This window comes from Streptomyces sp. NPDC047042 (assembly GCF_040644035.1).
Lineage (GTDB): Bacteria > Actinomycetota > Actinomycetes > Streptomycetales > Streptomycetaceae > Streptomyces.
Window position 1 is genome coordinate 56478 of record NZ_JBEYVP010000035.1, and the last position, 13456, is coordinate 69933.

Genomic DNA, 13456 nt, shown 5'->3' on the forward strand with positions numbered 1-13456 from the left:
GGCGTGAACGGCCGCCGACCTGTGATCGTCGGCGTCCATGCCACCGAGCAGGCGCTCACGCTCCCCGACCGCGACGCGATGGACCTGGCCCTCGAAGCGGTGACCGGCGCGATCGCCGACGCCGGACTCACCCCGGCGGACGTCGACGGCGCCCAGGTCGACTGGCCAGGACCGGGCGGCGTCCCCGGCGAGGGCAGCTCCTGGGCACGCCTGCTCGGCCGGGACCTGCGCTGGACCAGCGACTCCATGCTCGACAACGCGGGCTCCAGGGGGCTGCTGAAGGCGGCCGCCGCGATCAGCGCCGGATACGCGGACACCGTCGTCGTCGGCGGCTGCAAACTGGTCTCGCGCGGGGCGGGACCGGTCAGCGCCGGCGTACCACTGGAGTTCGCCGACGTCTGGGGCAGCTATGTCGTCGCCCAGTTCGCCCTGGTGGCCGCACGGCACATGCACGAGTACGGGACGACCTCCCGCCAGCTCGCGGAGGTCGCCGCCACCATCCGCAACAACGGCGGCACCAACCCGGAGGCGATGATGTACGGCCGTGGCCCGTACACCGCCGACGACGTCCTGGCCTCCCGCATGGTGGCCACCCCGTTCCATCTGCTGGACTGCTGCATCGTCGGCGAGGGCGGCGCGGCCGTCGTGGTGACGACCGCCGAACGCGCCCGGGACCTCCCGCACACGCCGGTCGCCGTACTCGGCGGCGGCATGGAGTACCACCAGGCCGCGTACGCCAACCCGGCTCTCCACCGGGAGGTCGGCCGACTCGGCCTGGACGCGGCGACCCGCGCCTACTCCATGGCCGGGGTCGGCCCCCACGACGTGGATGTCTTCACCCTCTACGACCCCAACTCCTTCGAGATCATCCGCCAGTTGGAGATTCTCGGGGTGTGCGGGGAAGGGGAGGGCGGACCCCTGGCGGCGAGCGGCGCCATCGCCGTCGACGGCAAGCACCCCGTCAACCCGGACGGCGGCTGTCTGGCGTACGCCTGGAACGGCACCCAGCAGATGACGCTCAAGGTCGTCGAGGCGGTACGGCAGTTGCGCGGCACCGCCGTGCACCAGGTGCGGGACGCGGAGCTGGCCGTCGTCGGCAACGCCGGATCCGGCGCGCAGCACTACGAGATGAGCGTGCTCGGGAGGATGCCATGAGCCGGCCCGTACCCGTCCCCACCGACCTGTCCCGGCCCTTCTGGGACGCGGCCCGGCGCGGTGACCTGGTCGTTCCGTACTGCCCGAACTGCGACCTGCGCTTCTTCGTCCCCGAGCCGGCCTGCCCCGGGTGCATGGCACGCGACTGGACATACGTGCCCAGCGTGGGCCGGGGGACCGTCTACTCGGTGACCGTGGTGCACCGCGCGCCGGGGCCCGGATTCGACACGCCCTTCGCGCTGGCGGTGATCGATCTCGACGACGGAGGCACCCTGCTGTCCCACGTCGACGCGGGTGAACCGGACCGGGTGACCATCGGCCTGCGCGTCCGAGTGGACTTCCGGGCACTCACCGACGAGATCACGCTGCCGTACTTCGTACCGGACGCTGGTGACTGAGGGAGATGGACGCCGTGGCGAACACACCGGTACGGGTCCCCAAGATGGCGGAGCTGGTGGCGGCACAGCTGCGCCGCAAGATCGTGCGCGGGGAACTGGCCGAGGGAGAGGCACTGCCCGCCGAGACGGCGCTGATGGCGGAGTTCGCCGTGTCCCGGCCGACGCTGCGTGAGGCGTTCCGGGTACTGGAGTCGGAGTCGCTGATCAGCGTGCGCAGGGGCGCCCGGGGCGGAGCGCGGGTACAGACCCCGGAAGGCACCGTCGCCGCCCGCTACGCCGGAGTGGTCCTCGAATACCGGGGCACGACCCTCAAGGACGTGTACGACGCCCGTACGGTGATCGAGGCTCCGTGCGCCGGTCTGCTGGCCGAGCGGCGCACGGACGACGACCTGGAGCGGCTGCGGGAGGCCGTCGCCGAGGCCGAGGCACTCATGGACGACCCGTCGGCGTTCATCCGCGCCCACATGGAGTTCCACGCCCTCGTCGTCGAACTGGCGGGCAACGAGACACTCGCCGTCCTCAACGGCATGGTCCGGCACATCATCGACCAGGCGAACTGGTCCCATGTCGACCTCGACGCCGGCAGCCCCGAGAACGTACGCGCCAACCGCCGGGGCTTCCGCGCTCACCGCGCACTCGTCGACCTGGTGGCCGCGCGCCGCACCGAGGCCGCCGAGGAGCTGTGGCGGCTGCACCTCCAGGAGGCCGAGGACTATCTGCTGCAGAACAGGTCCATGACCACCGTCCTGGACCTGCTCGGCTGAGCCGCCCTAGGGCCTGTCGTCAAATTCCCGCCTGCCTCGCGACGACATGCACGCACTCTCGCCGCACCGGGCACAGGCCCACGTACAACCAGTACGAGGGCCTGTGCCCGGCACGCCGAGAGCACGCACCTGCCGCCGCGAGGCCCGCCCTTCGGGCGGACGACGGGAATTTGACGACAGGCCCTAGGCCCGCGACCGCCCGTCAGGAACCCAGCGCGCGGGCGCGGAGCATACGGCTGACCGCGTCCGAGCATTCCAGCAGCGTGGACCGGACGACCGGGGTCGCCTCCTGGGACGCCTTCTGGGCCGTCTCGATGTACGCCTGGTCGATGGCGTGCCGTGGGAAGAGGTTGCCGGTGTAGTGCATCGCGTGGATCATTCCGCCCCGGTCCAGCTTGCCGATCATCCCCAGGTACTCCTGCGCGTAGGGCGCCAGCAGGCTGTCCTGGTCGGGCCGCCAGAACGCCGTCGCCACGTGGCGGACCGCGCTGACGGGCACCGCACGGTCGACGGCCAGCCGCTGCCAGACCTCCGCCTTCGTCGCGGCGTCGGGCAGGGCGGCCCGTACGGTGAGGACGCGGACCCAGGCATCCGGGTCCGGGTCGCGTTCGAGCAGGCGGTCGGCCTCGGCCGAGACGTCCTCGCCCAGCTCCGCCCCACGGACCAGCGCACGCCAGCGCAGGTCCACGTCGTCGCCCGCCTGCTCACGGAGCCAGGCCAGATTGTCCGCGTCCGTCGCGGTACGGGCAAGGCCGCGCAGCGCGACCTGACGGCGGCCGGGATCCGCGGCGAGGCGCCGGCAGACCTCCGCCACCGAGGCCGTCAGACCGGCGCGTTCGGCGGGCGGCGCCCACAGCTCGGCGATGTTCGCGGCGAGGTTCAGATACGGCTCGATGACGGCGTCGGAGGTCTCGGCCGCCAGCACCGCGGTCATGCACCGCCCGGCCTCGGCCGCCGTGGCCTCCCCGGTCGTCAGCATGTCCCACACCGTGGCCGCGGCCGCGCCCCGGGAGATGGCCGTGGGCAGCCGCGCGGCCGCGCCGAACAGCGCGTCCCGGGTGGTGGGATCCGGCCGGGTCGTGGCGAAGGTCAGGTCGTCGTCGTTCACGAGCAGAAGGTCCGCCGTCGCCGGAAGGCCGAGGACAGGGGTGCGGGGCTGCGTCACCTCGACCCGCACCAGCGCCGTGCGCTCGAGCGCATCGCCGTTCCTGTCGTACGCGCCCACCGCCAGCACCTGCGGACGCGGCGTGCCGACGGCCACCAGGGTGACGGACTCGCCGTCCCGCTCCAGCAGGAAGCGGTCGGTGCCCGCCGTTGCGAGCCAGGCCGCTCGCCAGGCGTCCAGATCGCGCCCGCCGGCCTCGGAGAGAGCCACGATCAGGTCCTGGAGCGTGGTGTTGCCCCATGCGTGACGGGCGAAGTAGGCGGCCATGCCGGCCCGGAACCGCTCCTCGCCGACGTATGTCATCAGCTGCTGGAGGACGGAGGCGCCCTTGGGGTAGGTGATGTTGTCGAAGATCGACGCGGCCTGGGCGACATCGTGAATGGGCTGGTGGATCGGGTGGGACACCGGGCCCTGGTCGGCCAGGTACGCCGTGAGCTTGTCGCCCACCAGATGGCCCGCCCAGGCGTCGGTGTACCGGGTGGCGCTCTCCGCGGCCCAGTGGCAGGCGAACTCGGCGAACGCCTCGTTCAGCCAGAGGTCGTCCCACCAGCGCATGGTGACGATGTTGCCGAACCACATGTGCGCCATCTCGTGCAGCAGCACCTTGGCGAACAGCTCGCTCTCGGCGGGCGTCGGCACGGCCCGCCGCAGGAAGGCGTCCGACCAGGTCACACAGCCGTAGTTCTCCATCGCCCCGCCGAACTCGGGCACGAAGACCTGGTCGTAGCGGCGCTGCGGGAACGGCATCGCGAAGGCCTCGCCGTAGAAGGCGAGGCCCTGGCGGGTGACGGTGAAGATCTCGTCGGCGTCCCGGTCGAGGACCTCGGCCAGCGAGCGGCGGGCGTACAGGCCGAGGTCGTGGCCGTCCACCTCGCGGCGGATCTCGTGGAAGGGGCCCGCGTTGACGACCGTGTTGTACACCGACAGGGGCGGGGTGTCCGGAAAGGTCCAGCGACGGGCTCCGTCCAGGTCCTCCAGACGCGCGTTCCCCGAGTTGCTGGTGACGGTCCACGCGGCCGGGGCCGTGACCGTGAACGCGTGCGGGGCCTTCAGGTCGGGCTGGTCGAAGCACGCCCACACGAACCGGGCCTCGTCCGGTTCGAAGCTCATCCACACGTAGACCTCGCCGTCCGCGGGGTCGACCGCCCGGTGCACGCCCTCGCCCGTGGCCGTGTCGGCCTGGACGCTCTCCACGCGCAGCACGTTGTGCCCGGCCAGGGCGGGGAGGGGGATGCGGCCGTCGTCATTGGCGGTGGCGAGGGCGACTCCGTTCAGCGTGGCGCTGATCACCTCGGCCGCGCAGTCCACGAAGGTCTCCGCGCCCGGCTCGTGACAGGTGAACGTCACCGTGGAGACGCTCCGGACCTCCGCTCCTTCCGCCAGCCCGGCGAGATCGATGTCCACGTCGTATCGCTCGACCGCCAACAGCCCTGCCCGGCGTTCGGCCTCGGTACGGGTCAGGCTTCGGATCCCCATGCGTCGTCCTTCCTCAGCAGACATCGGAGGTCAGCGTACGACGGAGATCGTCGGTGAACGCAGGCAATTTACCGTGCTGTTGAGGACGAACAGGTTGAATCGTTGTTCAGTTGTCCCGAAGCTCCCGCACGACGGGCTCCCACACCTCGGCGTCGATCTCGTACGCGGTGTAGAAGGACACCCGGTCGACCAGCGACCCGTACCGGCGCCGGATCTCGCCCGCGACCCGGTCCGGCTCCGCCACGACCGCGAAGGTGTGCAGCACCTCGTCGTCGACGAGCCCGCTCATCGCCTCCCACTTGTCCTCGCGCCGGGACGTCGACAACGCGTGCAGCTCGTCGCCGAGTTCACCCCAGCCGTGCAGCTCCAGCACCCCGCGATAGGCGGGAGTGCTGCCGTAGAAGGCGACTTGGGCACGGGTGCCGTCGATCGCGCGGGTCATCTCCTCCTCCGTACGGCCGGTCGCGGTCAGCAGCAGATGGGACACGGAGAAGTCGTCACGGGTGCGGCCGGTCGCGGCGAGCCCCGCGCCCACGGTCGGCAGGGTGACCTCCCGCAGGTAACGCTCGGTCGTGAACCCGTGCGCGAGGAGCCCGTCGGCGACCTCGCCCGCCACCCGGGTCATCGCCTCGCCGACCGCGGCCACGAACACCTTGGGCGGGCCGCCGGGCGCGGGCGGGGGAGAGAAGAACGGGGACATCAGGGTGTGCGAGTAGAAGTCGCCCCGGAAATTGAGCCTCTCGCCCTCGTTCCAGGCCGCCCAGATGGCGCGCAGCGCGCTCACGTACTCCCGCATACGGGCCGCGGGACGGCTCCACGGCATGTCGAAGCGCCGCTCGATGTGCGGCTTGATCTGGCTGCCGAGGCCGAGCGAGAACCGTCCGCCGGCATAGGTCTGCAAGTCGTGCGCGGTGTACGCCAGTTGCATGGGGGAGCGGGCGAACGCCACCGCGATGGCCGTGCCGACCTCCAGACGCTCGGTGTGCTCGGCCGCGAGCATCAGCGGCAGGAAGGGGTCGTGCTTCGACTCCGACGCCCACAGACCGTCGTAACCGGCCTTCTCGTGGTGCCGCGCCTCCTCGACCACCTCGGCGGTGCCCCAGACACTGAGCTTGCCGTCCACCTTCATGCCGCTCCCTCTCCTGTGTTCAAGCCGATGCGTCGGGCCAGCAGTTCCCGGTGGTGTGCCGGATCGCCGAACAGCAACTGTGCCGTCTTGGCCCGCTTCAGATACAAGTGGGCCGGGTGCTCCCAGGTGAAGCCGATACCACCGTGGACCTGGATGTTCTGCTCCGCCGCGCGCAGACAGGCCTCGGAGCAGAACGCCTTGGCCAGGCTCGCCACGGCGGGCAGTTCCGGATCCTCGTTCTGGGCGGCGAGCAGCGCGTAGTGTGCGGCGGCGCGCGCCGACTCCACCTCCAGCAGGACGTCCGCCAGGAGGTGCTTGACCGCCTGGAAGGAGCCGATGGGCCGTCCGAACTGGTGCCGCACCTTGGCGTACTCGACCGCCATGTCCAGCGCGCGGGAGGCCACCCCGACCTGCTCGGCGGCCAGTGCCACCGCGGCCCGGTCGAGCACCTCGGCCACCAGGTCCCAGCCGCCGGCATGGGTACGCAGCCGGGTGGCCGGCACGTCGTGGTAGTCGAGGCGCGCCTGGCGCCGGGTCGGGTCCATCGTGGGCAGAGGCTCACGGGTCAGGCCGACCGCGTCGCCGTCCACGCAGAAGACGCCGATGCCGTCGTCGGTTCGCGCGACGGTGAGAACCACGTCGGCGGTGGCGCCGTCGAGGACGAACCTCTTGTGCCCGGTGAGCAGCCAACTCCCTTGACTCTCACGGGCGGTGAGGCGGACCCCCGCCGCATCCCAGCGGGCGGTGTCCTCGGTCAGGGCCAGCGTCCCGACGAGATCGCCGGAGGCCAGGCCGGGCAGCAGCCGTTTGCGGGCGTCCTCGTCGGCACAGCGCAGCAGCGTGGTCGTCGCGAGCACGGCCGAGGACAGAAACGGCGCGCACAGCAGCGCACGGCCCGCCTCCTCCATGACCACGCCCACTTCGACCGGCCCGCACCCGGCGCCGCCGTACTCCTCCGGCACCGCCAGCCCCTGAAGGCCGAGTTCCGACCCCATCCTGCGCCACAGCGCCCTGTCGAAGCCCGCCGGGGTCTCCATCAGCCGCCGCACTTCGGTCTCCGGTGAGGTGTCCGCCAGGAACGCCCGTACCGTGCGCCCCAGTTCCGCCTGCTCCTCGCTGAACGCGAAGTCCATGCCTCAGCCCTCCCGGGCGGCCCGGCGGCCACCGCGGTCCGCGATGATCTTCTCGACGACGGCGATGTGGTCCGGCGAGTGCATGCTGTCGCGCTCGGCGAGCAGGGCCGGTTCCAGCACCGTCGCGAGCGCCTGTTCCAGATGGAGGTTCACCGCGCGCTTGGTCTCGCGCAGTGCCCGCACGGGCAGGGCGGCCAGCCGTACGGCGAGGTCCATGGCCTCGTCCAGGAGCTTGTCCTTCGGCACGGCCCGGTTGGCGATGCCCAGCCGGACCGCGTCCTCGGCGCTCACCCGGTCGCCGAGGAACAGCAGTTCCTTCGCCCGGGTCAGACCGACAAGGAGCGGCAGCACGAGAGCGCCTCCGTCACCCGCGACGAGCCCCACCTGGACATGCGGATCGGCCACGTAGGCGTCGTCGGCGATCAGCACGAGGTCGCTGAGCAGGGCGAGGCTGCAGCCGAGGCCGACGGCGGGCCCGTTGACCGCCGCGATCACCGGCAGTGGACAGCGGACCATGCCGGTGATGATCCGCCGGGCCTCGTCGACGTTCTGCTGCCGGAACGCGCGCTCGCGCTGGACCCGGGTCATGATGTCGAAGTTGCCCCCCGCGCTGAACGCCCGGCCGCGCCCGGTGAGTACGACCACCCGCGCCTCGGGGTCTTCGGCGAGCTCCTCCCAGACCGTCGCGAGACCGGAGTGCAGCTCCTCGCTCATCGCGTTGAGCTGCTCCGGCCGGTTCAGCTCGACCAGCCGAACCGGCCCACGGGACGTCACCACCAGATCAGCCATGTCCACATCCACCGCCGCAATCCAGAATGAGTCAGTAGAGTTGAATGGTATAACTAATTAAGCTTGCTGGGAACGTCAACGAAGGACACCTATGGATACATGGGAGCAGGAGTACGAGACCGTGCGGGCCGAGGTGGCGGACCGGATCCTCACCGTCACACTGAACCGCCCCGAGAAGCTGAACGCCTTCAACCCCCGGATGATGGCAGACCTGCTCGACATCCTGGACGCGGCGGACGCCGACGACGGCGTACGGGTGATCGTGGTGACCGGCGCCGGGCGCGGATTCTGCGCGGGTGCCGACGTCAGCTCCGGCGGCTCGTCCTTCGACCACCGCAAGGCGGGCGCCTGGCACCGGGACACCGGCGGCCGGGTCGCGCTGCGTGTCTTCTCCAGCGTCAAACCGGTCATCGCGGCGATCAACGGCCCGGCGGCGGGGGTGGGTGCCAGCATGACCCTGCCCATGGACATCCGGCTGGCGTCGACCTCGGCGAAGTTCGGTTTCGTCTTCGCGCGCCGCGGCATCGTCCCGGAGTCCGCGGCGAGCTGGTTCCTGCCACGGGCCGTGGGCATGCAGCGGGCCATGGAATGGGTGGCGACCGGCCGCGTCTTCGGACCCGACGAGGCGCTGGCGGCCGGCCTGGTCCGCTCCGTGCACCCCCCGGAGGAACTGCTCCCCGCCGCGTACGAACTCGCCCGGGAGATCGCCGAGAACACCTCGGCGATCTCGGTCGCCCTCTCCCGCCAGATGATGTGGCGGATGCTCGGGGAGTCCCACCCGATGACCGCGCACCGTCTCGACTCGCGGATCATGAGCCAGATCGGCGGGGGTCCCGACCCCGTGGAGGGCGTCGAGTCGTTCCTCGCCAAGCGGCCGCCCGCCTTCCCGGGCCGGGTCAGCGAGGACATGCCGCCCGTCTATCCCTGGTGGCCGGAGGAGGAGTTCAGGCCGCTCGGGCCGTAGCCGACGAGATCTGGTTGAAACATTGTCGTAGTTTCCGCGAAGTGTTAGCGTCCGGTCGGCTGGCATTCAGTTGAATGCGCTGAACCATTTCACCGCTGGACGGTAGCCATGAGCGATGGTTTTCCGCACGAATCCCTCCACGGTGTCGACTGGGGAGTCGCCACCGCCGACACGGTCGCGTCGGCGCCGCCGCCCCTGCCCGAGCGCGGCGGTCACTTCCAGCAGTGGACGGACGACCTCCGGCAGTTGACCGGCATCACCGCGGACACGCACCGCATGGTCGCCGGATGGCCGCAGCTCCAGCCCGACGGCCCCGGCAGCTGGGACCACGACGCCCTGGACCGCTGCGACCGCGCGCTCGACTCCCTGCTCGCCCACGCAACACGTCCGAGCCTCACGCTCCTCGACCGGTCGCTGCCGCCATGGCTGGACGCGGCGGGAGGCTGGCTCGCCCGCGACACCGCCGAGCACTTCGCCGAGTACGCCGCCGAGCTGGGCCGGCGCTTCGGCGACCGGGTGGAACGCTGGATCACCTCGACCGACCTGGCCGGTCCCACGATCGCGGACCACGTCGCCGGAATGTACTCACCGGGCCGGGGCGCCGGCCGGGCCGGACTCCCCGCGGTCCACCACATCCTGCTCGGCAACGGACTCGCGACCCAGGCCCTCCGCGCTGCCGGCGCGGACGGCCGGATCGGCACCACGATCACCCTCGTCGGCGGCTACGCGGCCACCGACGACCCCTACGACCGCCTCGCCCTGGAGCGGCTGGAGAGCTGGACCAACCGCCTCTTCCTCGACCCCCTGCTGCTCGGCGAGCACACGGTGACCGAGGACGACGTCTCACCGGTCGCGGTCACCGGCTGCGTACGCCCCGGTGACCTGGAAGTGATCGCCACCGGACAGGACCTGGTGTGCCTGTCCTGGCACACCCCGTTCCGCGTCACCGCGCCGGAGAACCTGCCCCGCGTGGTGCGGACCGCCAACTGCCGGCGCGCCCTCAACGAGGTCAACCGCCTTCTCGTGGGCCTCGGCTTCGCGATCGTCCCCTTCGAGGACGTGGAGACCACCGCCTTCGGCTGGCCGATCATCCCCGAGGGGCTGGCCGACGCAGTCGCCGGCCTCTACGAATTGTACGGAGAGCTGCTCCCACCCCTGTCCGTGGTGGACAACGGCATGGGTGACCTCGACCTGGTCGACGACACGGGCCACAGCGACGACACCCGGCGCCGGGCCCTGCTGTGCGCCCGGCTCACCTGGCTCGCGGGCCTGGTCGCGGCCGGTGTGGACGTGTGCGGCTACGAGTACTGGTCGGTCCTCGACAACCTGGAGGCCAAGTTCCGCTACACCCGCCTGTACGCGATGGCGGTCCCGGACCATGAACCCGACGCCTGCCCCCCGGACCCGGCCGACTGGCTCCACCGGGGAGCCTTCGCCAACGCGACCGCACCCGAAGGCACCCCCACGGACGGCCTACGCCTGGTACCGTCCGAGCCCCAGTAGCCACCCCGTCGCGCTCCCGAAAGCACCGCCCCGCATGTCCAGCCCGCCGGGCGGCTGAGAGCACCGGCCCGCCCCTTCAGCCCGTCCGGCGTTTGAGGAGCCGTCCGAGCCCCAGTAGCCACCCCGTCGGGCTTCCGAGAGCACCGGCCCGCATCCCTGTCAGTCGGGCGGCTGAGAGCACCGGCCCGCCCCTTCAGCCCGTCCGGCGTTTGAGGACGAGGCCCGTTCAGGGCCGTAGCGGGGGTCTGGGGGCGCAGCCCCCAGGGATGGGACGGGTAGGGGCGGCGGGGGCGAGAACTCACCCCGCCGGCACCTCGTAGTCCCTGCCGCGGATCAACCGAACCGGGGTGTAGACGAGCACGACCTCGTCCCGCTGATTGCGTACGGTGATCCGGCTGGTCACGACACCCCTCCCGGGCTTGCTGGAGGGCCGGCAGCCAGTGGTCTCGACGACGGCGTACAACGTGTCGCCGACATACACCGGCCCCTGAACCGTGAGCTCCATGTGCAGGAAGGCAAGCCCCGTCCCGTGCAGCACATTCGTCTGCAGGACGAGCCCTTCGGCCAGGCAGTACGTCAACGCCCCCGGAACCAGCCGCCCGCTGTAACCACCGTCCGCGGCATGCGAGGCGTCCCAGAAGAGCGGCTCGTTGAAGCCGCCCCAGGTGACGAAGTTGACGAGATCCGTCTCGGTGACGGTACGGCGGGCGGTCCGGAAGACCTGGCCCACCGGCATCTCCTCGTAGGTCAACCCCCGTACCAGCGGGCGCACTTCAGAGGTGGTCTGCTGCGACGACATGTCCATTCCTTTCGTACGGCGGTCACAGGTGATCGCACATGGTCACAGACCGAGCGGGTGCTTTCCGGCCACGCCCTCGAAGTCCGGTGCGCGCTTGTCGCGATGGGCGGCCAGGCCCTCGACGACCTCGTGGCCCCCGAAACCGAAGAACTCCAGCCCGAGCGAGGCCTCGAAGATCGGCTGCGCGGTGCGGTACCAGTGGTTGAGGGACCGCTTGGTCCAGCTGATGGCGCTGACCGGCCCGGCGGCCAGAGCGGTCGCCACGCGCAGGCCCTCGGCGTGGACGTTCTCGTCGTCCACACACTTTGACACCAGACCGATCCGCTCGGCCTCCTCGCCGGTGAGCGCCTCGCAGGTGAGGAGGTAGTACTTGGCCTTGGCCATGCCGCACAGCAGCGGCCAGCAGATGGCGGCATGGTCGCCGGCCGCGACGCCGAGGCGGGTGTGTCCGTCGACGATCTTCGCCGTGCGGGCCGCGATGGAGATGTCCGCGAGCATGCCGATGACCAGGCCCGCGCCGACCGCCGGGCCGTGGATCGCCGAGACGACCGGCTTGGAACAGTTGAGGACGCCGTAGACCATGTCCCGGGCCTCGCGCATCACCCGGGCGCGCACCGCGTAGTCCTCGGTCATCGCCTCGATGGAGTCGAAGGTGCCGCCCGCCGAGAACGCCCGGCCGGCTCCCTGGACCAGCACCGCACGGGTCTGCTCGTCCCGGTCGACGACCGGCCAGATGTCGGCCAGCTCACCGTGCATCCGGGGATCCACGGCGTTGAGGTTCGGGGCGTCGAGCACGATACGGAGCACACCGGGTGCGGGCCGCTCGAAGGTCAGGCTCGTGAACGGGGCGTAGATATCGGTCACGTCGCGCTCCTGGTGTATTCAGTGCGGATACTATAATTATCTAACTGTATCGAGTGGCTGGGCGGCAAGCGGGCCGCACGTGACATCGCACCCACGAACACCGCCCCGCAGAACACCGCCCCGCAGAACACCGCACCGCAGAACACCGCACCGAGGACGGGAAGCCCGCATGGACCTCACCTTCAGCGAGGAACAGGACGAACTGCGCAAGGTCGTACGATCGTTCCTCGCCAAGCACTCCGACGAGGCTCAGGTACGCCGCCTGGCAGCCGACCAGGTCGGCCACGACCCCGCGGTCTGGCGACGCATGGCCGGCGAACTCGGACTGCAGGGACTCGCCGTACCGGAGAAGTACGGCGGCTCCGGCTTCGGCTACGTCGACCTCGGCGTCGTCTTCGAGGAGGCGGGCCGCGCCCTGCTGTGCGGCCCGTACTTCTCCACGGTCGCCCTGGCCGCCGAGGCCCTGCTGCGCTGCGACGACGAGAGTGCCCGCACGGATCTTCTCCCGGGCATCGCCTCCGGCGACACCGTCGCCACCCTCGCGCTCACCGAGGAGGACGGCCGCTGGGACGAGCGGGGCATCCGCCTCACCGCGCGGGAGACACCGTACGGATGGCGGCTGACCGGTGCGAAGACCTACGTCCCGGACGGACATGTCGCCGACCTGCTCCTGGTCGCCGCCCGCACCCCCTCCGGCGTCAGCCTCTTCGCGGTCGACGCCACCGACGCGCCGGGCCTCACCCGCACCCCTCTCCCCACGCTCGACCAGACCCGCAAACAGACGGCGCTGGAGTTCGCGGACACCCCGGCCCGACTGCTCGGCGCCGAGGGCGCGGCCTGGCCGGGCCTCGAACGCACTCTCGCCACGGCCTCGGTCCTCCTCGCCACCGAACAGGTCGGCGGAGCCGCCGCCGCACTTGACGCGGCGGTGGAGTACGCGAAAATCCGCGAGCAGTACGGACGCCCCATCGGCTCGTTCCAGGGGATCAAGCACAAGTGCGCCGACATGCTGATGGAGATCGAGTCTGCCCGCTCGGCCGCCTACGGCGGACTGTGGGCCCTGGACGCCGATGACGAGACGGAGATCGCGGTCGCGGCGGCCCTCGCCCAGACCTTCTGCTCGGAGGCGTTCACCAAGGTCGCCGGCGACAACATCCAGGTCCACGGCGGGATCGGCTTCACCTGGGAACACCCCGCGCACCTGTACTTCAAGCGCGCCAAGAGCTGCGAGGTACTGCTCGGCACACCGTCCTACCACCGGGAACTGCTCGCGGCCCGGCTCGGCATCTGAGACCCCGGGAGAAAGAGAGACACCGA

The 13456-nt window shown here is 71.0% G+C and carries 12 protein-coding genes; 6 read left to right on the top strand and 6 right to left on the bottom strand.

Translation table 11 applies throughout. The features are described 5' to 3' along the window. The first annotated feature begins 3 nt into the window (after positions 1-3). Genes ABZ855_RS34810 through ABZ855_RS34820 form a run of 3 tightly spaced genes read left to right on the top strand, consistent with a single transcriptional unit; the run spans position 4 to position 2317 of the window. On the top strand, positions 4-1155 hold the full coding sequence (locus tag ABZ855_RS34810; RefSeq protein ID WP_360813683.1) for a thiolase family protein: 1152 nt from the start codon (positions 4-6) through the stop codon (positions 1153-1155). Continuing rightward, positions 1152-1553, top strand: a complete 402-nt coding sequence (locus tag ABZ855_RS34815; RefSeq protein ID WP_360813685.1) for an OB-fold domain-containing protein — start codon at positions 1152-1154, stop codon at positions 1551-1553. The genes ABZ855_RS34810 and ABZ855_RS34815 overlap by 4 nt, the downstream gene beginning before the upstream one ends. A 5-nt stretch (positions 1554-1558) precedes the next feature. Continuing rightward, positions 1559-2317, top strand: coding sequence for a FadR/GntR family transcriptional regulator (locus tag ABZ855_RS34820; RefSeq protein WP_360813687.1), 759 nt, complete (start codon positions 1559-1561; stop codon positions 2315-2317). A 202-nt stretch (positions 2318-2519) separates the two neighbouring features. Here the strand turns inward: ABZ855_RS34820 and pepN are convergent, their stop codons facing one another. The 4 genes from pepN to ABZ855_RS34840 all read right to left on the bottom strand — a co-directional run bounded on the left by pepN (position 2520) and on the right by ABZ855_RS34840 (position 8009). Next, positions 2520-4958: an aminopeptidase N gene (gene pepN / locus ABZ855_RS34825; protein WP_360813688.1), complete on the bottom strand. Its 2439-nt coding sequence runs from the start codon at positions 4956-4958 to the stop codon at positions 2520-2522. 106 nt (positions 4959-5064) lie between these two features. Then, positions 5065-6087, bottom strand: a complete 1023-nt coding sequence (locus ABZ855_RS34830; RefSeq protein ID WP_360813690.1) for a TIGR03617 family F420-dependent LLM class oxidoreductase — start codon at positions 6085-6087, stop codon at positions 5065-5067. Beyond that, positions 6084-7220, bottom strand: a complete 1137-nt coding sequence (locus tag ABZ855_RS34835) for an acyl-CoA dehydrogenase family protein (protein WP_360813692.1) — start codon at positions 7218-7220, stop codon at positions 6084-6086. Before ABZ855_RS34835 ends, ABZ855_RS34830 begins: the two co-directional genes overlap by 4 nt. Positions 7221-7223: 3 nt before the next feature. Beyond that, a complete protein-coding gene (locus tag ABZ855_RS34840; protein WP_360813694.1) occupies positions 7224-8009 on the bottom strand; it encodes an enoyl-CoA hydratase/isomerase family protein in 786 nt (261 codons plus the stop codon). Between the two features lie 91 nt (positions 8010-8100). On the opposite strand from ABZ855_RS34840, the gene ABZ855_RS34845 reads away from it, so the two are divergent. Then, positions 8101-8973 (top strand): crotonase/enoyl-CoA hydratase family protein, encoded by an 873-nt coding sequence (locus ABZ855_RS34845; protein ID WP_360813696.1) that lies wholly within the window; start codon positions 8101-8103, stop codon positions 8971-8973. Positions 8974-9081: 108 nt separating this feature from the next. Further along, positions 9082-10476 carry a family 1 glycosylhydrolase gene (locus tag ABZ855_RS34850; RefSeq protein WP_360813698.1) on the top strand — a complete coding sequence of 465 codons (1395 nt, stop codon included), beginning with the start codon at positions 9082-9084 and terminating at the stop codon, positions 10474-10476. Between the two features lie 298 nt (positions 10477-10774). Here ABZ855_RS34850 and ABZ855_RS34855 read toward each other — a convergent pair whose 3' ends face one another. Then, the gene (locus ABZ855_RS34855; RefSeq protein WP_360813700.1) at positions 10775-11275 is read right to left on the bottom strand and encodes a MaoC/PaaZ C-terminal domain-containing protein; all 501 of its coding nucleotides are present in this window, start codon (positions 11273-11275) and stop codon (positions 10775-10777) included. A gap of 42 nt (positions 11276-11317) precedes the next feature. After that, positions 11318-12139, bottom strand: a complete 822-nt coding sequence (locus tag ABZ855_RS34860; protein ID WP_360813702.1) for an enoyl-CoA hydratase/isomerase family protein — start codon at positions 12137-12139, stop codon at positions 11318-11320. Between the two features lie 169 nt (positions 12140-12308). Here ABZ855_RS34860 and ABZ855_RS34865 point away from each other — a divergent pair, with 169 nt between their 5' ends. Continuing rightward, a complete protein-coding gene (locus ABZ855_RS34865; protein WP_360813704.1) occupies positions 12309-13430 on the top strand; it encodes an acyl-CoA dehydrogenase family protein in 1122 nt (373 codons plus the stop codon). The last annotated feature ends 26 nt before the right edge of the window (positions 13431-13456 follow it).

What these genes read in the sequence shown, in the direction of transcription:
- ABZ855_RS34815 (WP_360813685.1), top strand. Translation starts at nt 1,152, where the DNA reads ATGAGCCGGCCCGTACCCGTCCCCACCGACCTGTCCCGGCCCTTCTGG.
- ABZ855_RS34820 (WP_360813687.1), top strand. Translation starts at nt 1,559, where the DNA reads ATGGACGCCGTGGCGAACACACCGGTACGGGTCCCCAAGATGGCGGAG.
- pepN (WP_360813688.1), bottom strand. Translation starts at nt 4,958, where the DNA reads ATGGGGATCCGAAGCCTGACCCGTACCGAGGCCGAACGCCGGGCAGGG.
- ABZ855_RS34830 (WP_360813690.1), bottom strand. Translation starts at nt 6,087, where the DNA reads ATGAAGGTGGACGGCAAGCTCAGTGTCTGGGGCACCGCCGAGGTGGTC.
- ABZ855_RS34835 (WP_360813692.1), bottom strand. Translation starts at nt 7,220, where the DNA reads ATGGACTTCGCGTTCAGCGAGGAGCAGGCGGAACTGGGGCGCACGGTA.
- ABZ855_RS34840 (WP_360813694.1), bottom strand. Translation starts at nt 8,009, where the DNA reads ATGGCTGATCTGGTGGTGACGTCCCGTGGGCCGGTTCGGCTGGTCGAG.
- ABZ855_RS34845 (WP_360813696.1), top strand. Translation starts at nt 8,101, where the DNA reads ATGGATACATGGGAGCAGGAGTACGAGACCGTGCGGGCCGAGGTGGCG.
- ABZ855_RS34850 (WP_360813698.1), top strand. Translation starts at nt 9,082, where the DNA reads ATGAGCGATGGTTTTCCGCACGAATCCCTCCACGGTGTCGACTGGGGA.
- ABZ855_RS34855 (WP_360813700.1), bottom strand. Translation starts at nt 11,275, where the DNA reads ATGTCGTCGCAGCAGACCACCTCTGAAGTGCGCCCGCTGGTACGGGGG.
- ABZ855_RS34865 (WP_360813704.1), top strand. Translation starts at nt 12,309, where the DNA reads ATGGACCTCACCTTCAGCGAGGAACAGGACGAACTGCGCAAGGTCGTA.